Here is a 21,582-nt window from a genome sequence, read left to right as displayed (position 1 = left end):
GCGGGACGGCGGCGCGGGACCTGCGCGCCCGGTCCCGTGCCGATCCGGCGTCTATTCCGGCACCATTCCGTTCTGCGCCAGCACCGCGCCGGCCAGATACAGCGATCCCGCGATCAGGACCCGCGGCGGCGGGAATTGCGGATGAAACGACAGTCCGTCCAGCGCCGCGCCCACGTCCGCGGCCACCGAGGACGGGATGCCGAGCGCCTGGGCGGTGGCCGCCACCTCCTCCGGCGACAGGCCCTTGTGATCGCCCGGAACCGGCACCGCCACCGCCGCCCGGGCGAGCCCGGCGAAGGGCGCGAGAAAGCCGCCCACGTCCTTGGTTCCCAGCATCCCGACCACCAGCACCAGCGGCCGGGAATAGCGTTCCTCCAGCTCGCAGACGGCATGGGCCAAGGCCTCGCCGCCGGCGGCGTTGTGACCGCCGTCGAGCCACACCTCCGCCCCCGCCGGGGCACGCGCCACCAGCGGTCCCGCCCCGAGGCGCTGGAGCCGCGCCGGCCAGTCGGCCTTGAGGATGCCCTCCTCGAAGGCGGATGCAGGCAGGGCAAGGCCCGGCACGGTCCGAAGCGCCGCCACGGCGAGGCCGGCATTGGCGATCTGGTGCGGGCCGACGAGGCGCGGCCGCGGCAGGTCGAGCAGGCCGTTCTCGTCCGCATAGGCAAGGCGCCCGGCGTCGTCGGTGATGCTCCAGTGCTGGCCGCCCATGAAGACGGGCGCCCGGGCGCGCGCCGCCGCGCGCTCGATCACCGCCTCCGCCTCGAAGGCCTGGGCGCCCGACACCACCGGGACCAAGCGCTTGATGATGCCCGCCTTCTCGCCGGCGATGGCGGCGAGCGTCGCGCCGAGGAAGTCCACATGGTCGATGGAGACCGGGGTGATGACGCTCACCGCCGGCTGTTCCACCACGTTGGTGGCGTCGAGCCGCCCGCCGAGGCCCACCTCCAGCAGCAGCACGTCCGCCGGCGTCTCGGAAAACAGGATCAGCGCCGCCGCCGTGGTGATCTCGAACAGGGTGATGGGGGCGCCGGCATTCGCCGTCTCCGCCCGCTCCAGCGCCTCGGCGAGCGGGGCGTCCTCCACCAGGCGCCCGGCGAGGCGGATGCGCTCGTTGAAGCGCACCAGATGCGGCGAGGTGTAGACGTGGACGCGCTTTCCCGCCGCCTCCAGGATGGCGCGCATGAAGGCGATGGTGGAGCCCTTGCCGTTGGTGCCCGCCACGTGGATCACCGGCGGCAGGCGCCGCTCGGGATGGCCGAGCGCCGCCATCAGCCGCTCCATGCGCGCGAGCGACAGGTCGATCTTCTTGGGATGCAGCGCGGACAGCCGGTCCAGGATGGAATCCGGCGCCCGCATGGGCTGGGCAAGAGCCATCGTTGTCTTCTTTCGAGGCCCCGCGGCGGCGGGGACCGTCAGGCCGCGGAAGCGGGCGGCGCGGCCTCCGGCGCGGACGGGCGCGGCAGGCGCGCCCTGGGGGGAAGGGCCGGCGCGCGCATGAGCAGCCGGCACAGGCGGCCCAGCGTCTCGCGCATCTGGTGGCGGTGGACCACGAGGTCGATCATGCCATGGTCGCGAAGGTATTCCGCACGCTGGAAGCCCTCCGGCAGCTTCTCGCGGATGGTCTGCTCGATCACGCGCGGGCCGGCAAAGCCCACCAGCGCGCCGGGCTCGGCGATCTGGATGTCGCCCAGCATGGCGTAGGAGGCGGTGACGCCGCCCGTGGTCGGGTTGGTGAGCACGACGATATAGGGCTTCTTCGCCTCGCGCAGCTCCTGGATCGCCACCGTGGTGCGCGGCAGCTGCATGAGCGAGAGGATGCCCTCCTGCATGCGGGCCCCGCCCGAGGCGGCGAACATGATGAAGGGCGTGCCCTTCTGGGCCGCGGTCTGGAGGCCGGTCACCACCGCCTCGCCGGCGGCCATGCCCAGCGAGCCGCCCATGAAGCCGAAGTCCTGCACCGCGATGGTCACCGGCAGCTCCTCGAGCATCCCGGTCGCGACCTTCACCGCGTCCTGGTAGGAGGTCTTGGCGCGGGCGTCCTTCAGCCGGTCCACATAGCGGCGCTCATCGCGGAACTTCAGCGGGTCGATCGCCACCTCGGGGAGCGCGACCTCCTCATAGGCGCCGTCGTCGAAGGTGTTCTTCAGCCGAGTCACCGCGTCCATGCGCATGTGATAGCCGGAGCCGGGGATGACGAACTGGTTCGTCTCCAGGTCCTTGTGGAACACCATCTGCCCGGTCTCCGGGCACTTCACCCAGAGGTTCTCGGGAACCTCGCGCCGCGCCAGGAAGTCGCGGATCTTCGGGCGGACGACGTTGGAAATCCAGTTCACGGGCATCTCCGGCGGATCGGCGCGGCGGCGTGTTGCAGCGCGGCGTGCCACGGCACACCTCTAAAGGCAAGCCGAGCGCGGCGAAAGTGCGGCGTGGACCGCGGCACAGGCTCTACGGTGTCTGGCGGAAGTAGGGCAGGCCCCGCAGGTGCAGGAAGGCGATGGGCAGCGCCATCAGCACCGCCCCGAGCACGAGCGAGCCCGCGAGAAGCCCGTCGGTCAGCACTCCGTCCGCCGCCGCGCGGGCATAGACGCCATAGGCCATGGGATAGAACAGGAGGACCGCGGTGATGGCGCCGGGCGAGAAGCGGCCGCGGGTCCAGATCACCGGCGCCACGTGAAAGAACGTGGCGTTGACGAGCATCAGCGCCGCGAAGACGAGCGGCGCCAGCGGGAAGGTCGCGGCCAGCTGCGCCTGGACGATGCCGAGCACCACCACCACCGAATTGGTGATGTAGAAGTCGCCCCAGTCGACCGGAAGCTTGATGACGGCGCGCGCCCAGTCGCGCCAGTCGAGCATGAATTCCTCGACCATATGGATCGCGTAGGCGGCCAGCGACAGCCACGCCAGTTCGGTCAGCGTCATGATACACCCCCGCTTCAGCCGCCAGAACGGTACCTGAAGCGGGCCGGGCGGAACAGCGTGCCTTCAGCGGCGCACCCCGCGCACCGCGCCGGCCAGCGCGCCGGCGAGCGTCTCCACGGCGGGGAGCGTCTCGGCGGTGGCCTTGCCGTGCGGGTCGAGGCTGGCGCGCACCGCCTCCACCAGGGCCGAGCCCACCACCACGGCATCGGCGCCCTTGGCAATGGCGGCCGCCTGCTCGGGGGTCTTCACGCCGAAGCCCACCGCCACCGGCAGCGCGGTATGGCCCTTGATGCGCTTGACCGCCGCGCCCACCACGTCGGCGTCCGGGGTGGCGGAGCCGGTGATGCCGGTGATGGAGACGTAGTAGACGAACCCGGCCGTGTTCTTCAGCACCGCCGGCAGGCGCTTGTCGTCGGTGGTCGGGGTGGCGAGGCGGATGAAGTCGATGCCGGCGGCGAGCGCCGGCAGGCACAGTTCGTCGTCCTCCTCCGGCGGCAGGTCGACGACGATGAGGCCGTCCACGCCCGCCGCCTTGGCATCCGCCAGGAAGCGGTCGACGCCATAGACGTAGATGGGGTTGAAATACCCCATCAGCACGATCGGGGTGGTCCCGTCGCCCTCCCGGAAGGCCTTCACCATGCCGAGGGTCTTGGCGAGGGTCTGGCCGGCGCGCAGCGCCCGGAGGCCGGCGGCCTGGATCGCGGGCCCGTCCGCCATCGGGTCGGTGAAGGGCACGCCCAGCTCGATCACGTCCGCGCCCGCGCCGGGCAGGGCCTTGAGGATGGCGAGCGAGGTGGCGAGGTCGGGGTCGCCAGCGGTGATGAACGTGACGAGGCCGGGCCGGCCCTCCTTGGCGAGGGCCTTGAAGCGGTCGTCGATGCGGGTCGGGCTGGTGTTCGGGCTAGTCATGAAAGGTCGCCGGATTTTATTGGCCTGCCGCAGGGCAAGCGGGCGCCGCGGGGCGCCGGGGACGGGGCGGCGCGCCGCCAAGGCGGCGCGGTCGGAATGGCGTCAGGACTTCGGGCTGGTGATGGCGCAGTCCGCCGCGGTGGCGCTGACGCCGAACAGGCGCACCTGGTCCTGGCCGGTAACGCCGGGAACGGTCGCGAACAGCGTCGTGGACGAGGTGCCCACCGCCTTGCTGCCGTTCCTGAAGGCGCAGGTGACGACGATCTGGTCGATCACCTGGGAAGAGTTGTTCTTCACCGAGACCGAGATGAAGGCGCCGCCGCTGTCGGAGCGCACCTTGTCGGTCGAGAGGATCAGGCCGGCCGGATCTGCAGCCGCCCCGCCCGCGAAGGCGGCCATGGCGAGGGTCGGGACGGCGGCCGCAAGGCGGAGCTTCGGTCTCATATCTGTGCCCCCAGATGCTCGGCCACCGTGAAGATGTCCTTGTCTCCCCGGCCCGAGAGATTCATCACCATCAGATGATCCTGCGGCCGCTCGGTGGCGAGCTCCAGCACCTTGCCGAGCGCATGCGCGCATTCGAGCGCCGGGATGATGCCTTCGAGCTTCGAGCAGATCTGGAACGCGGCCAGCGCCTCGTCGTCGGTGCAGGTGATGTACTTCACCCGGCCGATATCGTTGAGCCATGCGTGCTCGGGGCCGATGCCGGGATAATCGAGGCCGGCCGAGATGGAATGCGCCTCGGCGATCTGGCCGTCGCCGTCCATCAGCAGGTAGGTGCGGTTGCCGTGCAGCACGCCCGGCCTGCCGCCGGTGATGGAGGCGGCGTGCTGGCCCGAGGCGAGCCCGTGGCCCGCCGCCTCGACGCCGAACATCTCCACCGAAGCATCGTCCAGGAACGGGTGGAACAGCCCCATGGCGTTGGAGCCGCCGCCCACCGCCGCGATCAGGCTATCGGGCAGGCGCCCTTCCATCTCCATGATCTGCGTGCGGGTCTCGCGGCCGATGATGGACTGGAAGTCGCGCACCATCCCCGGATAGGGGTGCGGCCCCGCCACCGTGCCGATGCAGTAGAAGGTGTCGTGCACGTTGGTGACCCAGTCGCGCAGCGCCTCGTTCATGGCGTCCTTGAGGGTCTTGGAGCCGGACTGCACCGGCACCACCTCGGCGCCCAGCATCTTCATGCGGAACACGTTGGGCTTCTGCCGCTCCACGTCGACCGCGCCCATGTAGACGACGCACTTCAGGCCGAAGCGCGCGCAGAGCGTGGCGGTGGCGACGCCGTGCTGGCCGGCGCCGGTCTCGGCGATGATGCGATGCTTGCCCATGCGGCGGGCGAGCATGATCTGGCCGAGCACGTTGTTCACCTTGTGGGAGCCGGTGTGATTCAGCTCCTCGCGCTTGAAATAGATCTTGGCGCCGCCGTCCTTGCCCGCCTTGGCGGCGACCTCGCGCAGATACTCGGTGAGGCGCTCGGCGTAATAGAGCGGGGAGGGGCGGCCGACATAGTGGGCGAGATAGCCGTCCATCTCCGCCTGGAAGGACGGGTCGGCCCTCGCCGCCTCGTAGGCCTTCTCCAGCTCCAGGATCAGCGGCATCAGCGTCTCGGCGACGAAGCGCCCGCCGTGGATGCCGAAATGCCCGCGCTCATCGGGGCCGGTGCGGAAGGAGTTGGGGGCGTTCACGAAATCTCGGCTTTCTCAAGAGGATGCGGTTGACGGGGCTGCACCCTTCATCGCGGCCGCACGGCGCGCCGCTGCGATGAAGGCGAAGATCTTGTCCGGCGACTTGACGCCCGGAGCATCCTCGACCCCCGAGGAGACGTCCACGCCGTCGACCCGCGCCAGCGAAAGGGCTTCGGCCACATTGTCCGCGTCGAGCCCTCCGGAAAGCATGGCGGGGCGGGAAACGTCAAGGCCGGCGAGCAGGCGCCAGTCGAAAGGCCGCCCGTTGCCGCCTGGCAGCGCATCGTCCGGCGCGGGCTTGGCGTCGAACAGCAGACGGTCCGCCACGGCCGCATAGGCCGGAATGGCGGAAAGGTCCTCGCGGCGGGCGATCGGCAGCGCCTTCATGACCGGCCTGCCGAAGCGGGCACGGATGGCGGAGACCCGCTCTGGGCTCTCCTTGCCATGGAGCTGGAGGATGTCGGGGTCGAGGGCCGCCACGAGGGCCGCGAGGGTCGCATCGTCGGCATCGACCGTGAGCGCCACCTTCAGTGCCCGGCCGCGCACCCGCGCCGACAGGGCGGGCAGCTCGGCGACCGTCAGGTGGCGCGGGCTCTTGGGAAAATGCACGAAGCCCACGAGATCGGCGCCTGCCTCCAGTGCCGCCTCGAGTGTCGAGGCAGTCTTGAGGCCGCAGATCTTGATCTCGATGCCCATGGTGTTCCGAAACGTTGTGGCGCGGCCCGGTGAGACGCTGCGCCGGCGCCCCTTCAGGTGGCGAGGCGGGTGAATTGCCCCCCCTTGCGGAAGCGCCAGAGATAGGTGGGTAGCACGGTGGCCAGGGCGGACGGCGCGACGCCGAGGCCCTCAAGCGTGAGGCCCGCCTTCGCCGCCGCCTCGCTCACCACGTTGTCCGAGCGCAGCATCGCCACCTGATCGCGGGTGAGCGGCGCGCCGGGCGCCCAGTCGGTGAGGTAGGCCATGGCATGCGCGAGGCCGAAGGGCAGGTCGATCAGCAGCCGCCTGGCGGCGATCTCGTGCAGCATCAGCTCCATGAGCTCGCGGAAGGTGCGCACCTCCGGCCCGCCCAGCTCGAAGGTGGCGCCGGCCTTGGCCTTGCCGTCGACGGCCGCGAGCACCGCCTGGGCGACGTCGCCCACGAACACCGGCTGGAACCTGGTCGCGCCGCCGCCGATCAGCGGCAGCACGGGGGAGAACTGCGCCATGGCGGCGAAGCGGTTGAAGAACTCATCCTCCTGGCCGAACACCACGGAGGGCCGCATGATCACCGCGTCCGGCGTCAGCTCGCGCACGGCGGTCTCGCCTTCGGCCTTGCTGCGCCCGTAGGCCGAGGGGGAGGTGGCGTCGGCGCCGATCGCCGACATGTGCACCAGCGGCGCGCCCACCGACCTGGCGGCGGCGGCGATGGTGCGGGCGCCGAACACGTGGACCGCATCGAAGCTCTGCCGGCCGCTCTCGGCCAGGACGCCCACCAGATTGACGATCGCCTCCGAGCCCTCCGCCGCGCGGGCGACGCTGTCGGGGAAGCGGACGTTGGCCTGGCTGACCTGAATCTGGCCGACGAAGCCGAGCGGCTGCAGGAAGCCGGCGAGGTCGGGGCGGCGCACGGCGACGCGCACCCGGTAGCCGCGCTTGGCGAGGGCGCGCACCACATGGCGCCCGAGGAAGCCCGAGCCGCCGAACACCGTCACGAGGCTGTCGCTCACCGGACGATCGGTCACCGCCACATCGCTCATGCCACTATCCTCGCTCGCGCGGGGCGCGTGCCCGCTTCGCCTTCAGGCCCAGCACATACGCGAAGGCGCCCTTGGCCGTAAAGCTTTCTCATGGTCGCGCGGCCGGGCGTTCACTCGCGCCCTATATATAGAGAGCGTGTGCCCCAGCCATAAGGCGGCGGGGAGCGGGAAATCGTCGATCGGCGGTCGCCCGTATTGACGCCGTCTCGCTTCCCTCCTATAAGCCCGGCACTTCGCTGGCGGCCAACGCTGCCCGCGTGTTCACCCATTCCAGCGCAGGGCAACGGAGCTGCTAGGGCTCGCATCGCCGTTTGCGCGAAACCACAAGGACGGCCGATGGCCAATACGCCTTCCGCCAAGAAAGCGGCCCGCAAGATCGAGCGCCGCACCGAAGTGAACCGCTCGCGCCGCTCCCGCGTGCGCACCTACCTGCGCAAGCTGGAGGATGCGATCGCGGCCGGCGACGCCACACAGGCCCAGGCCGCGTTCCAGGCCGCCGAGCCGGAGTTGATGCGCGCCGTGACCAAGGGCGTGATCCACAAGAACACGGCCTCCCGCAAGGTGTCCCGCCTCGCTGCCCGGGTGCGCAAGCTTTCCGCGTGAGCGGCAAGTAGATAGATAAGACAATATTTCTGTCTTATGGATGAAGGCCCGAGCGATCGGGCCTTTTTCTTTGCGCGTGCCCGGCAAGCCTTGAGCGCGGCGCGCGGCGATTCGGGTGGCGCGCGCCCTAGGCCGCGGATGCGGTCGCGTCAACTCCACCTTTTCGTGCGGCCAAATTTTGCCGTTGAACCGCCGCTCCAGACCGATCAGGAAAAGAATTGGGCGCTGAACCACTTATGGGCCAAGCGAGAGCGCCGGCTCCGGCGGTCTTCGCGCGGCAGTATCATCCTGCCGACGGGCGGTCGCGGCCCGCTTTCCGTGGCCCGCGCGCGGCGACCTCGAATCTCGTTGGCGGGACAGAGGTTTGCCGACTGACGGAATGCCGAACGTCGCAAAGCGCCCTGCGACGCTTGTGCCCGTTATCCCAAGCGACCGGGAAAGGCGTTGCACCCCCATCGGCCCCTGTGTATGTTCGATCTCACTCCCGGGGCGACACCGGGTCTTCACCGACAGGCCGAAGGTTTTCACGCTCTTCGTGGAAGAGGAGGAGTGTATCATGTTCTATTGCATTGATAACACTCCCGCGTGTGGTGTGCCCTTCCACTGGCGTACTCTGCCTTTGGTCAAAGTTCTGCTCGGATTAGACGAGTAAAGTTTTTCTCCGGCAGCGAAAGAACATAAAATATTCTTGAAATTCTAATGGTCCGCATGGTCTTTTGCACCTGCGGCAGATGGGGCGGCTATGACTTTAGGCACCGAAACGGCACAAGGCGCGGCACCCTTCGCTTCCCTCAAGCCCTTTGTGTGTCTGGTCCCTCCCGCCTTCCGATCCCGTCCCGTGGCCGCGCTGGATGCCGGCCCTTCGTCGGGGTCAGCGGTGGGCGCATGATCGCGCACTGACACCGTCGGCGCCGCTCCGGCGCCTCGCCTCCATCACAACCTCGCGCGATGGCCGCGCAGCCCCAATTTCGGGCGCGACCGGCCGTTGCGCGACAACCAGGGAGCCGCTTCCCCCGCGGCCGGGACCCCTATGTTCAAGTCGCACAATTCCGATGGATCAGAGCCTGGCAAACGCCCCTTCCGTCCCGGCCTCGCCGAGGCGGTGGGCGCGGACGCGGGCGCGAGCCAGTGGGAGCGGGTGCGCCAGCGCCTGCGCGAGGAGTATGGCGAGGAGAAGTTCAGCAGTTGGTTCGTGCGCATGGAGCTGGAGGCGCTCGCGAGCGATCTCGTGCAGCTCTCCGTGCCCACGCGCTTCCTGAAGTCCTGGATCCAGGAGAACTATCTGCCGCGCATCACCGAGCTGTGGGCAGAGGAAAGCGGGGTCACGCGCCGCGTCGACCTGGCGGTGCGCAGCGCGGTGAACCGCACCATTCCGCTCAAGGCCAGCGAGCCCCGCGAGGCGGTGAGCGAGCGCACGGTGGAGCCGCGCGCCGCGGTGGCTGCGCCTGCGCCTGCCGCTGTTCCCGCCGGTGGTGCCGCAAGCCTTGCCGCGCGCGACGTGGCGTCGGGCTCGCCGCTCGATCCGCGCCTCACCTTCGAGACCTTCGTCGTGGGCAAGTCCAACTCCCTCGCCCATGCTGCGGCCCGCCAGGTGGCGGACGCGGCGAGCGGGGCGAGCCCGGTCTTCAATCCGCTCTATCTGCATGCGGCGGTCGGCCTCGGCAAGACGCATCTCCTCCAGGCCGTGGCCTGGGCGGGCGCGCAGAACGGGCGCCGCACCACCTACCTGACGGCCGAGCGCTTCATGTACGGCTTCGTCGCGGCGCTGAAAGCGCATTCGGCGATCGCCTTCAAGGACACGCTGCGCACCATCGACACGCTGGTGATCGACGACCTGCAATTCCTGAAGGGGAACAACCTGCAGCAGGAATTCTGCCACACCCTCAATGCCCTGCTCGATGGCGGACGGCAGGTGATGGTGGCGGCCGACTGTCCGCCCGGCGAGCTGGAGCATCTCGACGAGCGCGTGCGCTCGCGCCTTGCCGGCGGCCTCGTGGTGGAATTGGGCCCGCTGGAGGAGGATCTGCGCCACCAGATCCTGAAGGCCCGCTACCAGACGCTCGCCGAGCAGCACCGCGGCTTCACGGTGCCGGCTGCGGTCCTGGAGTTCCTCGCCCGCTCCGTGGGGCAGAGCGGCCGCGACCTCGACGGCGCGCTCAACAAGCTGCTCGCCTTCAACCAGCTCACCGGCGAGCCGGTGACATTGGAGATGGCCGAGAGCGCGGTGAAGGACCTGGTGCGTCCCTCCGACCCCAAGCGGGTCCGCATCGACGACATCCTGCGCATCGTCGCCAAGCACTACAACGTCTCGCGCGCGGACCTGCTGTCCCAGCGCCGCACCGCCAACGTGGTGAAGCCGCGCCAGATCGCCATGTATCTCGCCAAGGTGCTGACGCTGCGCTCGCTGCCGGAGATCGGCCGGCGCTTTGGTGGCCGTGACCATACCACGGTACTCCACGCGGTGCGCAAGATCGATGGCCTGGTGGCCACGGACCGGGCGTTGGCGGACGAGATCGAGATGCTCAAGCGCCTGGTCCTGGAAGGCTGACCGTCGCGCCGCAGGAAATGCGGGGACGGCGCGTGGGGCGGGTGCGGGTTCTTGTGGATGGGGTCATCCACAGTCCTGTGGAGCGTGCGCGCCCTGGCGCTTGAACGCTGATCGAACGTGATTTTCCATTCCGCCGCCTGTGGAGGGCTGGGCCCTGCACCGGGTGCAGCCTGTGGATGATGCCCGTGGGGCGTCGCGTCTGCCTGTGGACGGATGCGCGCCGGCGCTTCGAATCCTTGTGGATGAAGGCGCCGGGAGGCGTTTCAGCGCACATTTTTTGCTCCTGCCCTTGCTTTGGGCCGGCGCGGGCGGCAATGTCGGCGGCCCGGCGCCCGCCCCAGGGGCGCCCGTCCGCGGCGTGCGCATCGCCGCGAGCGTGAAAATTCCAGAGCGAAGAGTGAACGGGCCAGGGCCATGAAGGTGACCGTCGAGCGCGCCGAGCTTCTCAAGTCGCTCAGCCATGTCCACCGCGTCGTCGAGCGGCGCAACACCATTCCGATCCTCGCCAACGTCCTCATCCGCGCCGGCAAGTCCGGCCTGGAGCTGAAGGCGACCGATCTCGACCTCGAAGTGGTCGAGACCGTGCCGGCCGAGATTGGCCAGGAGGGCGCGACCACCGTTCCCGCCCACGTGCTCTACGACATCGTGCGCAAGCTGCCCGAGGGGGCGCAGGTGCAACTCGAGGTGGGCGGCGAGCGCGGCACGCTGACGGTGCGCGCCGGCCGCGCCCGCTTCCAGCTCCAGACCTTGCCCGAGGCTGACTTCCCGGACCTCGCCGCCGGCGAGTTCTCCCATGCCTTCAAGCTGAAGGCCGCCGACTTCCGGCGCCTCGTGGACAAGACCCAGTTCGCCATCTCCACCGAGGAGACGCGCTATTATCTCAACGGCATCTACCTGCACGTGGCGGAGCCCGCCAAGGGCAAGTCCATGCTGCGGGCGGTGGCCACGGACGGCCACCGTCTCGCCCAGGCGGAGCTGGAGGCGCCGGACGGCGCGATCGGGATTCCCGGCGTGATCGTGCCGCGCAAGACCGTCGCCGAGATCCAGAAGCTGCTGGAGGACAAGGACGCCGAGGTCGCCGTGTCGCTCTCCGCCAGCAAGATCCGCGTCCAGGTCGGGCAGGTGGTGCTGACCTCCAAGCTGATCGACGGCACCTTTCCGGACTATGGCCGGGTGATCCCCCAGGGCAACGACAAGACCCTGTTCGTGGACAAGGGCGACTTCGCCGCCGCGGTTGACCGCGTCTCCACCGTGTCCTCCGAGCGCGGCCGCGCGGTGAAGCTCTCGCTCGCCGACGGCAAGCTGACCTTGTCGGTGACCAACCCGGATTCGGGCAGCGCCACCGAGGAGCTGGAGGTGGACTACGCTTCCGAGCCGCTCGATATCGGCTTCAACTCGCGCTACCTGCTGGACATCACCTCGCAGCTGGAAGGCGACACGGCGGAGCTGAAGCTCGCCGATCCCGGCTCGCCGACGCTGGTGCGCGATTCCACCAAGACCGACGCGCTCTACGTGCTCATGCCCATGCGGGTGTGAGGCTGCGGTGCGCGGCGAAGGGTGAGAGGGCGCGGCGCGTAGCCTGTTGCGCCCGTGGGGTGGCGTGTCCTAACTCTGACCGCCCATGCTCCCCGCCGCGCGAATCCTGAAGCTCCAGCTCACCCGCTTCCGCTCCTATGAAGCGGCGCAGGTCAGCGTCGGCGCCGGCCCCGTCGTGCTCACCGGCCCTAATGGCGCGGGCAAGACGAACGTCCTCGAGGCCATCTCCTTCCTGTCGCCCGGCCGCGGGCTTCGGCGGGCGCAGCTGCCCGATGTGGCCCATGCCGAGGCTGGGGAGGGAACGCCGGCGTCGGGGGGCTGGGCGGTCTCGGCCCTGGTCGAAGGCGCGCTCGGCGAGGCGCGGCTCGGCACCGGCATCGACGGCGGCCCGGACGGCGCCCAGCGCCGCTTCCGCATCGAGGGCGAGACCGTCTCCTCGTCCGCCTTCCTCGACCATCTCAAGGTGGTGTGGCTGACGCCGGAGATGGACGGCCTGTTCCTCGGCCCCCCTTCCGACCGCCGGCGCTATCTCGACCGGCTGGTGCTGGCGGTGGACAGCGCCCATGGCACGCGCGTGAACGCGCTGGAGCGGGCGCTGCGCTCGCGCAACCGCCTGCTGGAGGAGAACGGCGCGCCACGCTTCCTCGACGCGGTGGAGCACGAGACGGCCGAGCTGGCGGTGGCGGTCGCCGCCGCGCGCCTGGAGACGGTGGAGCGCCTCGCCGCCGAGATCGCCGCCCACCGGGACGAAGCCTTGCCCTTTCCCCACGCGGAGATCGCGCTCGACGGGGCGGTGGAGCGACTTGTCGCCGAGCATCGGGCGGCCGGCGCCGAGGACCGCTACCGCGCCCTGCTTGCGGACAATCGCCCCCGCGACCGCGCGGCGGGCCGCACCCTGGAGGGGCCGCATCTCACCGATCTGCTGGTGAGCCACGGCACGAAGCGCCTGCCGGCGGCACGCTGCTCCACCGGCGAGCAGAAATCGCTGATGATCGGCCTCACCCTGTCCCACGCCCGCCTGGTGGCGGCCATGAGCGCGCTCGCGCCGGTGCTGCTGCTGGACGACGTCGCCGCCTATCTGGACGCCGAGCGTCGCGCCGGCCTTTTTGCCGCGCTGGACCGGCTGGGCGCCCAGGTGTGGATGACCGGCGCCGACCCCGCCGCCTTCGCCGCTCTGGAGCAGGCGGAGCGGTTCGTTGTCAGCCCTGGGCGGATCGCGCGGGAAGGATAGCGCGCGGCCGCTCGGGGCCGCTGGCCCTGCCGGTTCTCACAATCCCGCGATGTCCTTTCGTGAAATCCTGTGGCGGCCGCGCCACCCGCGCGGTGGATGCGGGTGCTACGACATTTCGCATCTGCGAAGGCGGCACTGGCCGCGTTTTGCGGCGTTAACCTTAACGCCACCCAAACGCGCTTCAATGTGCGGCGAGAGGGGCGGCGCTGCCGTCCGATGCGTGCTGTGCGCGCGATGGCAAACCCGGAGTTCAGTTGGGCACCATGGTCAGCGATGATCCCATAACCTCCCTGCGTCTTTCCCGCCGCCTTTTCATGCTGGGCGCTCCGCTCGCTCTCGCCGCGTGCCAGACCACGCAGCAGGCGGCGCGTGCGCCGTCCCACCCGGCCTATCTGGTGAGCATGTACGGTCCGGTCGAAGGGGAGCCGCATCCGGTGGACGCGGTCGACCTCGACGAGGTCGATCCCCGGTTCCTGCGCCAGGAAGTGGACTATGACGGCGGCTACGCGCCCGGCACCATCGTCGTCGATATCGACCGGCGCTATCTCTATCTGGTGCAGAAGAACGGCCGTGCCCTGCGCTACGGCGTCGGCGTCGGCAAGCAGGGGTATTCGTTCAAGGGCTGGGCCACCATCCGGCGCAAGGAGAAGTGGCCAGGCTGGACCCCGACCGCCAACATGATCCGCCTCCAACCCGAGCGCTACGGCCCCTATGCCGGCGGCCTGCCCGGCGGCGAGGACAACCCGCTCGGCCCGCGCGCGCTCTATCTCTATGACGGCGACCGCGACACCATGTTCCGCATCCATGGCACCATCGAGCCGTGGAGCATCGGCAAGCAGGTGTCCTCCGGCTGCATCCGCCTGCTGAACCAGGACATCATCGACCTCTACGAGCGCGTGCCGCTCGGCACGCGGGTGATGGTGGTCGGCAGCGGCAGCGCCGGCGCCTGACAACCCCGCTTTCGAACCTGCGCGCCGGGCTGCACGCCGGGCGCGTGATCTCCCGGAGTTGCGCGCTGGACAAGCCTTCCGGCTAATGGTGAGCTTGCGCCAACCAAAAGGCACCTGCGCGCGCCGCCGGTAGGGAGAGATGGTCCAGGCCTCCGTCGTCATCTTCGCGGCCCTCGGCTATATCGGGCTGCTGTTCGCCATCGCGAGCTTCGGAGACCGCATCCGGCCCGCCTCGGCAAGGCGCGCGCCGCGCCCGCTGATCTATTCGCTGTCGCTGGCGGTCTACTGCACCTCCTGGACCTTCTTCGGATCGGTGGGCTTCGCCACCACCCACGGCTTCGACTTCCTCACCATCTATCTCGGCCCGGTCATCGTCATGACCGTGGGCGCGCCGGTGTTCCTGCGCATCGTGCGGCTGGCGAAGGCCCACAACATCACCTCGGTGGCCGATTTCATCGCCGCCCGCTACGGTAAGAACCAGGGCATCGCCGCGCTGGTGGCGCTGGTCGCCATCGTCGGCGCCATCCCCTACATCTCGCTGCAGCTGAAGGCGGTGTCGGCCTCGCTGCTGGCGGTGCTCGGCCATTTCGCGGGCGATGCCTCGCACTTCTCGGTGGTGGGCGACCTGGCGCTGTTCGTCGCCTGCGCCATGGCGGCGTTCGCGGTGCTGTTCGGCACCCGCCACGCCGACGCCACCGAGCACCAGGACGGGCTGATGCTCGCCATCGCCACGGAATCGCTGGTGAAGCTCGCCGCCTTCCTGGCGGTGGGCATCCTCGTCACCTTCTTCCTGTTCGGCGGCCCCGTGGACTTGTGGGACGCGGCGCGCAACGCCCAGGTGGTCGGCCCGTTCGCGCAGGGCCTGTCGCTGGAGAACTGGATCACCATGACGGTGCTCTCCGCGGGCGCCTTCGTGCTGCTTCCGCGCCAGTTCCACGTGGCGGTGGTGGAGAACAAGGGCGAGAGCGAGATCCGCCGCGCGCGCTGGCTGTTCCCGCTCTATCTCGTGCTCATCAACCTGTTCGTGGTGCCGCTGGCGCTCGGCGGCATGACGCTGTTCCCCACCTCCATCGTCGACAGCGACGTCTACGTGCTGGCGGTGCCGCTCTCGGCCGGGATGGAAGGCCTGGCGCTGTTCGCCTTCGTGGGCGGCCTGTCCGCCGCGACCGCCATGGTGATCGTGGAGAGCGTGGCGCTCTCGATCATGATCTCCAACGACCTCGTCATGCCGCTGCTGCTGCGACGCCGCGCCGAGCGGGCGGAGGAGGCCGGCCAGCCGCAGGACATGATGGGCATCGTGCTCCTGGTGCGGCGCACGTCGATCTTCCTCACCTTGCTGCTGGCCTATCTCTATTACCGCACCACCGGCGAGGTGCAGCTGGCGCAGATCGGCCTGCTCTCGTTCGCCGCCATCGCCCAGGTGGGGCCGGCCTTCGCCGCCGGGCTCGTCTGGCAGCGCGCCACCGCCAAGGGCGCCATGGCGGCGATCGTCGCCGGCATCGCCATCTGGGCCTACACGCTGCTCCTGCCGAGCCTCGCCGATGCCGGGCTGATCCCCCGCGGCTTCGTGGAGCACGGGCCGTTCGGGATCGCCTTGCTGCGGCCGACGGCGCTGCTCGGCATCCATGCGGGCTCGCTCGCCCATGGCGTGACCTGGAGCCTCGGCATCAACGCCTTGGTGCTGATCGTCGTCTCCTTCCTCACCCGGCCGAGCCAGATCGAGCGCGTGCAGGCCGGCCTGTTCATGATCCAGAACGCCGACAAGCTGCCGCTGCGCCCGGCGTTCCGGCGCTGGCGCTCGTCGGTGACGGTGGGCGAGGTGATCGCCACCGTCGAGCGCTATCTGGGGGAGGCGCGGGCCAGGGCCGCGTTCGAGAACTTCGCCCGCATGCAGGGCATTCCCCTCGACCTCTCCCGCGAGGCGGACGCCGGCACGGTGCGCTATGCCGAGCACCTGCTCGCCTCGGCGGTGGGCGCGGCCTCCTCGCGGCTCGTCCTGTCGCTGCTGCTCAGGAAGCGCGCGGTCTCCACCAAGGCGGCGCTGAAACTGCTCGACGACGCCTCCGCCGCGATCCAGTACAATCGCGAGCTGCTCCAGAACGCCATCGATCACGTGGGCCAGGGCATCGCCGTGTTCGACAAGGACCTGCGCCTCGTGTGCTGGAACCGGCGGTTCGGCGACATGCTCGATCTGCCTGCGGACTGCTACGCGGTGGGCGTGCCGCTGCACGAGATTCTCGCCAGCGCCCCGGCGGAACGCGAAGGCGCGGTGCTGCGGCCGGAAGAGCGCGTGGCGCGCTACGCCCACGCCAGCACGTCCTTCTCCGAGCGCCTGCACCAGCGCGGCACGGTGATCGAGGCGCGCTCCGATCCCATGCCCGACGGCGGCATCGCCGTGACCTATACCGACATCACCGCCTCGGTGGAGGCCGCGCTGGCGCTGGAGCGTGCCAACGAGACGCTGGAGCGCCGGGTGCGCGAGCGCACCAAGGAGCTGGAGCGCCTCAACCATGCCCTGGAGAGGGCCAAGGCCGAGGCCGACGAGGCCAACATCTCCAAGACGCGGTTCCTCGCCGCCGCGAGCCACGACATCCTGCAGCCGCTCAACGCCGCCCGGCTCTACGTGACCAGCCTCGTGGAGCGCTCGAAGGGACCCGAGGACCAGCGCCTCGCCGGCAATGTCGACGCCTCGCTGGAGGCGGTGGAGGAGATTCTCGGCGCGCTGCTCGACATCTCGCGCCTCGATTCCGGCGCCATGCGGCCGGAGATCGCGCCGTTCCGCATCGCCGACGTGCTGAAGCAGCTGGAGATGGAGTTCGTGCCCCTGGCGCGCGAGAAGGGCATCGACCTCGCCTTCGTGCCCTGCGGGCTTGCGGTGCGCTCGGACCGGCGGCTGCTGCGGCGCCTGTTGCAGAACTTCATCTCCAACGCCATCAAGTACACGCCCAAGGGCAAGGTCCTGGTGGGCTGCCGGCGCCACAGGGGGAAGCTGCGCATCGAGGTCTACGACACCGGCGTCGGCATTCCGAAGTCGAAGCACAAGCTGGTGTTCCAGGAGTTCCAGCGCCTCGACCGCGGCGCCCGCGAGGCGCGCGGCCTCGGGCTCGGCCTGTCCATCGTCGAGCGCATCGCCCGCGTGCTCGACCATCCGGTCGCCATGCGCTCGCAGCCGGGCAAGGGCTCGGTCTTCACCGTCGAGCTGCCGATCGCCGTGCAGGTCCCGGAGGAGGCGCCGGTCCCCGCCGAGCCGGTGCGCGGCGGTGCCCGCCTCGACGGCCTCACCATCCTCGCCATCGACAACGAGCCGGCGATCCTGGAGGGCATGGAGCTGCTGCTCTCGGGCTGGGGATGCGAGGTCATCAAGGCCGCCGACGCGGTGGAGGCGCTGGAACGGGTTCGGGACCTGCGCAAGCAGCCCGACTTCGCGCTGGTGGACTACCACCTGGACGACGGCAACGGCATCGATGCGGTGATGGCGCTGCGCTGGAAGCTCGGCAAGCTGCCGGCGGTGCTGATCACCGCCGACCGCTCCCGCAAGGTGCGCGAGGCGGCCAAGGCGGCCGAGATCACGGTCCTGAACAAGCCGCTGAAGCCCGCCGCTCTGCGCGCGGTGCTGGCGCAGGGACGGCTTGCGCGCACGGCGGCGGAATAGCGGGACGTCTCCGGGCGCGTCCGTCCCGGCTTCGGCTCAGTCGCCCACCACGACCTGCGGCTCGCGGCCGATGAGCTTGGCGAGCTGGCGCAGGCGGCTCATCACCCGCTCGTTGATGAGCGCGGAAAGGTCCTGCGGGACGCCGAGCACCAGCTGATCGCCGTCCACCTTCAGCGGCGTGCGCGGCAGGATGCCGGGCATGGCGGCCGAGAGCAGGTAGGCGACGCGCATGGCCGCGCCGAGGATGCGCGCGCGGTCCAGCATGCCGGTGGAGACCAGCTCCAGGACCCGCGTGCCGTATTCGTCCTCGCCCAGGCCCATGTGGCGGAAATAGACCGCCAGCGCGATGTAGCCGCGTCCGGGATGGTCCACCCCCACGAAGGCGGCATGGGCGATGATGTTGAGGCTCTGCTCGCCGCGATAGTCGGGATGGGCGCGCCAGCCGATGTCCGCCAGCAGGCACGCGGCGCGGCGCAGGCGTGTCTCCTCCTCGCTCTCCTCCAGCACCAGGGACGAAGCGAAGAAGCCGTCGGTCCAGGCCACCAGTTCCTCGCCGTGGCGCGGGGCACGGGAGCGCAGCAGGTTCAGCTCGCCGGCGGCGGCGATGAGGGGGTCCTCCCGCCGCGCCTCGGGGGTGAGCAGCGAATAGAGCAGGCCCTCGCGCACGCCCATGGCCGAGATCACCACCTCGGAAGGGCGGCCGAGCCGCACCACGTTCTCCAGCACCAGCGCGCCATAGGTGAGCAGCGGCCGGCGGGCGTCGGAGACCATGTCGATATGGGCCAGCGCCTCCGGATCGGCGCGGTGGACGATGCGCGAGAAGTCGAGCGCCTCCTTGGCCGGCAGGGTGTAGCCGTGCATCACGTGCAGCGGATAGCCCTTCTGGAACATGTGGAGGCGCGCCAGCGCGCGCCAGGTGCCGCCGACCGCGTAGAAGGTCCGCCCGGCGAGCTGGCTCAGGACGCCGGCCTCGGGCATGGTCTCGCGCACGATCTTCTCGGCCTTGCGCGGCGACTTGGACGAGCGGTCCTCGAGCGCCAGGCCGCCGAGCGGCAGGGTGATGCCGGTGCCGATCTTCTGGCCCTTCACATCCACCAGCTCCAGCGAGCCGCCGCCGAGGTCGCCGACGATTCCGTCCGGCTGGTGCACGCCCGAGACCACGCCGCAGGCGGCGAGCTCCGCCTCGCGCTTGCCGGTGAGCAGCTCGATCGAGACGCCGCAGATGGCCTCGCACTCGGCGATGAAGGCCGGGCCGTTCTGCGCGTCGCGCGCGGCGGCGGTGGCGAGCGCGAGGATGCGGCCGACGCGCATGGCGTCGCAGAGCGCACGGAAGCGCTTGAGCGCCGCGAAGGCGCGTTCCACCGCGTCCTGCGCGAGGCGGCCCGTGGAGAGCACCTCGCGGCCGAGGCCGCACAGGGCCTTCTCGTTGAAGATCGGTGTCGGCGCCCGCGTCAGCCCTTCGTAGACCACGAGGCGCACGGAGTTGGAGCCGATGTCGATCACCGCGATCGGCGGGCCGGAGGCGAGGCGCCCCGGCGCGCCGTGCAGGTCGTCCGGCGCCTCAGCGGCGGACGAGGAGACTGCGCGGCGAAGAATCTTTGAGAGACTTTCCACGTCCAGACAAGCTCGGGTTCGTCATGAAATACTGGTGGGCGTTGAAGCGTTCCTCGCCCGGGCCGGGGACGATGCGCTCGGATGACCCGTCCGGCAACACCCGCCAGCTCTGTTCGTTGTCGATCAGGTTCGCGACCATGATCTGGTCGAGAACCTGCTCATGCACGGTGGGGTTGGTAATGGGGCATAGTGTCTCGACGCGGCGGTCGAGGTTGCGCTGCATGAGGTCCGCCGAGGAGATGTAGACGATCGCCTGCGGGCTCGGCAATCCATGTCCGGCGCCGAAGCAGTAGATGCGCGAGTGCTCCAGGAAGCGCCCGACGATGGACTTCACCCGGATGTTCTCGGAAAGGCCGGGAATGCCGGGCCTGAGGCAGCAGATGCCGCGCACCACGCAGTCAACCTTCACGCCCGCCTGGCTCGCCGCATAGAGCGCGTCGATGATCTCCGGGTCGACAAGCGAGTTGCACTTCAGCCAGATGGCGGCCGGCCGGCCGGCCCGGGCGTGCGCGATCTCCTCGGCGATGTTGCGCATCAGGCGCGGCTTCAGCGTGGTGGGGGATACCGCCATCACGTCCAGCTCGCCCGGCGTGGCATAGCCGGTGATGAAGTTGAAGATGCGCGCCACGTCCTGGGCGATCACCGGGTCGGCGGTGAAGAAGGAGAGGTCGGTGTAGATGCGCGCGGTGATCGGGTGGTAGTTGCCCGTGCCCACATGCACGTAGGTGGCGAGCGCGCCGCCCTCCCGGCGCACCGCCATGGAGAGCTTGCCGTGGGTCTTCAGCTCGATGAAGCCGAACACCACCTGCACGCCGGCGCGCTCCAGGTCGCGCGCCCAGCGGATGTTCGCCTCCTCGTCGAAGCGCGCTTTGAGCTCCACCAGCGCCGTCACCGACTTGCCGGCCTCGGCGGCCTCGGCGAGCGCCTTCACGATCGGGCTGTCGGAGGAGGTGCGGTAGAGGGTCTGCTTGATGGCGACGACGTTGGGGTCGCGGGCGGCCTGGCGAAGGAACTGAACCACCACGTCAAAGGATTCATAAGGGTGGTGAACAATAATGTCCTTCTCACGAATAGCGAGAAAGCAGTCTCCGCCGTGGTCCCGGATGCGTTCGGGAAATCGCGCATTGTAGGGCGGAAACTTGAGGTCCGGCCGATCCACAGAGACGAGCTGCGAGAATTCGTTCATGGCGACCACGCCGTCGATGACGAAGATTTCGTCGTCGTTCACGCCCAGCTCGCGGGCCACGAATGTGCGCAGCTCGTCCGGCATGGCGGCGTCGGCCTCCATTCGGATCACCTCGCCGTAGCGGCGCTGCTTGAGCGCGGTCTCGAACAGGCGGACGAGGTCCTCCGCCTCCTCCTCGATCTCGAGGTCGCTGTCGCGGATGACCCGGAACACGCCCTGCCCCTTCACCGCGTAGCCGGGGAACAGGCGGGTGATGAACAGGCCGATCATCTGCTCCAGCGTGATGAAGCGCGTGGCGCCCGCCTCGTCGGGCAGGCGGATGAAGCGCTCCACCTTGGCGGGCACGCGGATCAGGGCGTTCATGCCCCGCCCATCGCTCTCGCGCACCAGCTGGAGCGCCAGCGAGAAGCCCAGATTGGGGATGAAGGGGAAAGGGTGGGCCGGGTCGATGGCGAGCGGCGTCAGCACCGGGAAGACATGGTTGAGGAAGTGCTTCTCCAGCGCCTCCCGGTCGGCGCCGGTGGCCTCCGCGCCGTCCACCAGCACGATGCCGGCGCCGGCGAGCTCGGTGCGCAGCTCGCGCCAGCGCACCTGCTGGTCGGCGATCAGCTGGGCCGCGCCCGCCATGATCTTCACCAGCTGCTCGGAGGGGGTCAGCCCGTCCGGGCTCGGCGTCTGCACGCCCTCGCGCACCTGCTCCTTCAGGCCGGCGACGCGGACCATGAAGAACTCGTCGAGGTTGTTCGCCGAGATGGACAGGAAGCGCAGCTGCTCCAGCAGCGGGTGGCTGCGGTTGGAGGCCTCCTCCATCACCCGGCGGTTGAAGTGCAGCCAGGAGACCTCGCGGTTGATGAAGCGCTCCGGCGAGGCGGCGAGGGAAATCTCCTCGCGGGCTTCGTCCCCGGCGAATTCCTCCACCTGCGCCAAGGCTGCGACGTCGTTTGCGCTCATGCTGGGTCCCCTTTGCTCGGCCGGACCATGGCCGCCTTGCATGACCACTCTATGACGGCTGG

Annotated in this window: 16 protein-coding genes; 6 read left to right on the top strand and 10 right to left on the bottom strand. The window is 69.7% G+C overall.

Annotated features, from left to right (window positions below; all coding sequences use genetic code 11):
* Positions 1-51: 51 nt before the first annotated feature.
* The 8 genes from V5F67_RS20260 to V5F67_RS20225 all read right to left on the bottom strand — a co-directional run bounded on the left by V5F67_RS20260 (position 52) and on the right by V5F67_RS20225 (position 7,249).
* Positions 52-1,377, bottom strand: coding sequence for a bifunctional folylpolyglutamate synthase/dihydrofolate synthase (locus V5F67_RS20260; RefSeq protein WP_394020409.1), 1,326 nt, complete (start codon positions 1,375-1,377; stop codon positions 52-54).
* 38 nt (positions 1,378-1,415) lie between these two features.
* On the bottom strand, positions 1,416-2,336 hold the full coding sequence (gene accD, locus V5F67_RS20255; RefSeq protein WP_394020407.1) for an acetyl-CoA carboxylase, carboxyltransferase subunit beta: 921 nt from the start codon (positions 2,334-2,336) through the stop codon (positions 1,416-1,418).
* Between the two features lie 112 nt (positions 2,337-2,448).
* Positions 2,449-2,922: an HXXEE domain-containing protein gene (locus V5F67_RS20250; RefSeq protein ID WP_394020405.1), complete on the bottom strand. Its 474-nt coding sequence runs from the start codon at positions 2,920-2,922 to the stop codon at positions 2,449-2,451.
* A 63-nt stretch (positions 2,923-2,985) separates the two neighbouring features.
* Positions 2,986-3,831 carry a tryptophan synthase subunit alpha gene (gene trpA / locus V5F67_RS20245; RefSeq protein WP_394020403.1) on the bottom strand — a complete coding sequence of 282 codons (846 nt, stop codon included), beginning with the start codon at positions 3,829-3,831 and terminating at the stop codon, positions 2,986-2,988.
* A 102-nt stretch (positions 3,832-3,933) separates the two neighbouring features.
* Complete coding sequence (locus V5F67_RS20240) at positions 3,934-4,275, bottom strand: hypothetical protein (protein WP_394020401.1); 342 nt, start codon at positions 4,273-4,275, stop codon at positions 3,934-3,936.
* On the bottom strand, positions 4,272-5,513 hold the full coding sequence (gene trpB / locus V5F67_RS20235; protein WP_394020399.1) for a tryptophan synthase subunit beta: 1,242 nt from the start codon (positions 5,511-5,513) through the stop codon (positions 4,272-4,274). The genes V5F67_RS20240 and trpB overlap by 4 nt, the downstream gene beginning before the upstream one ends.
* A 15-nt stretch (positions 5,514-5,528) precedes the next feature.
* Positions 5,529-6,209, bottom strand: a complete 681-nt coding sequence (locus tag V5F67_RS20230) for a phosphoribosylanthranilate isomerase (protein ID WP_394020397.1) — start codon at positions 6,207-6,209, stop codon at positions 5,529-5,531.
* A gap of 53 nt (positions 6,210-6,262) precedes the next feature.
* Positions 6,263-7,249: a complex I NDUFA9 subunit family protein gene (locus tag V5F67_RS20225; protein ID WP_394020395.1), complete on the bottom strand. Its 987-nt coding sequence runs from the start codon at positions 7,247-7,249 to the stop codon at positions 6,263-6,265.
* Between the two features lie 336 nt (positions 7,250-7,585).
* On the opposite strand from V5F67_RS20225, the gene rpsT reads away from it, so the two are divergent.
* From rpsT to V5F67_RS20195, 6 genes are all read left to right on the top strand, one after another.
* Entirely contained in the window at positions 7,586-7,852 is a 267-nt protein-coding gene (gene rpsT, locus V5F67_RS20220; protein ID WP_394020393.1) for a 30S ribosomal protein S20, read from the top strand.
* Between the two features lie 1,030 nt (positions 7,853-8,882).
* Positions 8,883-10,400, top strand: coding sequence for a chromosomal replication initiator protein DnaA (gene dnaA, locus V5F67_RS20215; protein ID WP_394020391.1), 1,518 nt, complete (start codon positions 8,883-8,885; stop codon positions 10,398-10,400).
* Between the two features lie 414 nt (positions 10,401-10,814).
* A complete protein-coding gene (dnaN, locus tag V5F67_RS20210) occupies positions 10,815-11,936 on the top strand; it encodes a DNA polymerase III subunit beta (protein ID WP_394020389.1) in 1,122 nt (373 codons plus the stop codon).
* Positions 11,937-12,021: 85 nt separating this feature from the next.
* Positions 12,022-13,167, top strand: coding sequence for a DNA replication/repair protein RecF (gene recF / locus V5F67_RS20205; RefSeq protein WP_394020387.1), 1,146 nt, complete (start codon positions 12,022-12,024; stop codon positions 13,165-13,167).
* A gap of 314 nt (positions 13,168-13,481) precedes the next feature.
* A complete protein-coding gene (locus V5F67_RS20200) occupies positions 13,482-14,117 on the top strand; it encodes a L,D-transpeptidase (RefSeq protein WP_394020385.1) in 636 nt (211 codons plus the stop codon).
* Between the two features lie 139 nt (positions 14,118-14,256).
* The gene (locus V5F67_RS20195; RefSeq protein WP_394020383.1) at positions 14,257-17,769 is read left to right on the top strand and encodes a PAS domain-containing hybrid sensor histidine kinase/response regulator; all 3,513 of its coding nucleotides are present in this window, start codon (positions 14,257-14,259) and stop codon (positions 17,767-17,769) included.
* Positions 17,770-17,805: 36 nt separating this feature from the next.
* On the opposite strand, the gene ppx is transcribed toward V5F67_RS20195, so the two are convergent.
* On the bottom strand, positions 17,806-19,317 hold the full coding sequence (ppx, locus tag V5F67_RS20190; RefSeq protein WP_394020435.1) for an exopolyphosphatase: 1,512 nt from the start codon (positions 19,315-19,317) through the stop codon (positions 17,806-17,808).
* A 13-nt stretch (positions 19,318-19,330) separates the two neighbouring features.
* The gene (locus tag V5F67_RS20185) at positions 19,331-21,562 is read right to left on the bottom strand and encodes an RNA degradosome polyphosphate kinase (RefSeq protein WP_394020381.1); all 2,232 of its coding nucleotides are present in this window, start codon (positions 21,560-21,562) and stop codon (positions 19,331-19,333) included.
* Between the last annotated feature and the right edge of the window lie 20 nt (positions 21,563-21,582).

The sequence above is a fragment of the Xanthobacter pseudotagetidis genome (assembly GCF_043194795.2).
Taxonomy (GTDB): Bacteria; Pseudomonadota; Alphaproteobacteria; order Rhizobiales; family Xanthobacteraceae; genus Xanthobacter; species Xanthobacter tagetidis_A.
Note: the sequence above shows the minus strand (reverse complement) of the source record. Positions and strands in the feature narration are given on the sequence as shown.

Coding starts and splice junctions, on each gene's coding strand:
- V5F67_RS20260 (WP_394020409.1), bottom strand. CDS start 1,377: ATGGCTCTTGCCCAGCCCATGCGGGCGCCGGATTCCATCCTGGACCGG.
- V5F67_RS20250 (WP_394020405.1), bottom strand. CDS start 2,922: ATGACGCTGACCGAACTGGCGTGGCTGTCGCTGGCCGCCTACGCGATC.
- trpA (WP_394020403.1), bottom strand. CDS start 3,831: ATGACTAGCCCGAACACCAGCCCGACCCGCATCGACGACCGCTTCAAG.
- V5F67_RS20240 (WP_394020401.1), bottom strand. CDS start 4,275: ATGAGACCGAAGCTCCGCCTTGCGGCCGCCGTCCCGACCCTCGCCATG.
- V5F67_RS20230 (WP_394020397.1), bottom strand. CDS start 6,209: ATGGGCATCGAGATCAAGATCTGCGGCCTCAAGACTGCCTCGACACTC.
- V5F67_RS20225 (WP_394020395.1), bottom strand. CDS start 7,249: ATGAGCGATGTGGCGGTGACCGATCGTCCGGTGAGCGACAGCCTCGTG.
- rpsT (WP_394020393.1), top strand. CDS start 7,586: ATGGCCAATACGCCTTCCGCCAAGAAAGCGGCCCGCAAGATCGAGCGC.
- dnaA (WP_394020391.1), top strand. CDS start 8,883: ATGTTCAAGTCGCACAATTCCGATGGATCAGAGCCTGGCAAACGCCCC.
- dnaN (WP_394020389.1), top strand. CDS start 10,815: ATGAAGGTGACCGTCGAGCGCGCCGAGCTTCTCAAGTCGCTCAGCCAT.
- recF (WP_394020387.1), top strand. CDS start 12,022: ATGCTCCCCGCCGCGCGAATCCTGAAGCTCCAGCTCACCCGCTTCCGC.
- V5F67_RS20200 (WP_394020385.1), top strand. CDS start 13,482: ATGCTGGGCGCTCCGCTCGCTCTCGCCGCGTGCCAGACCACGCAGCAG.
- V5F67_RS20195 (WP_394020383.1), top strand. CDS start 14,257: ATGGTCCAGGCCTCCGTCGTCATCTTCGCGGCCCTCGGCTATATCGGG.
- V5F67_RS20185 (WP_394020381.1), bottom strand. CDS start 21,562: ATGCAAGGCGGCCATGGTCCGGCCGAGCAAAGGGGACCCAGCATGAGC.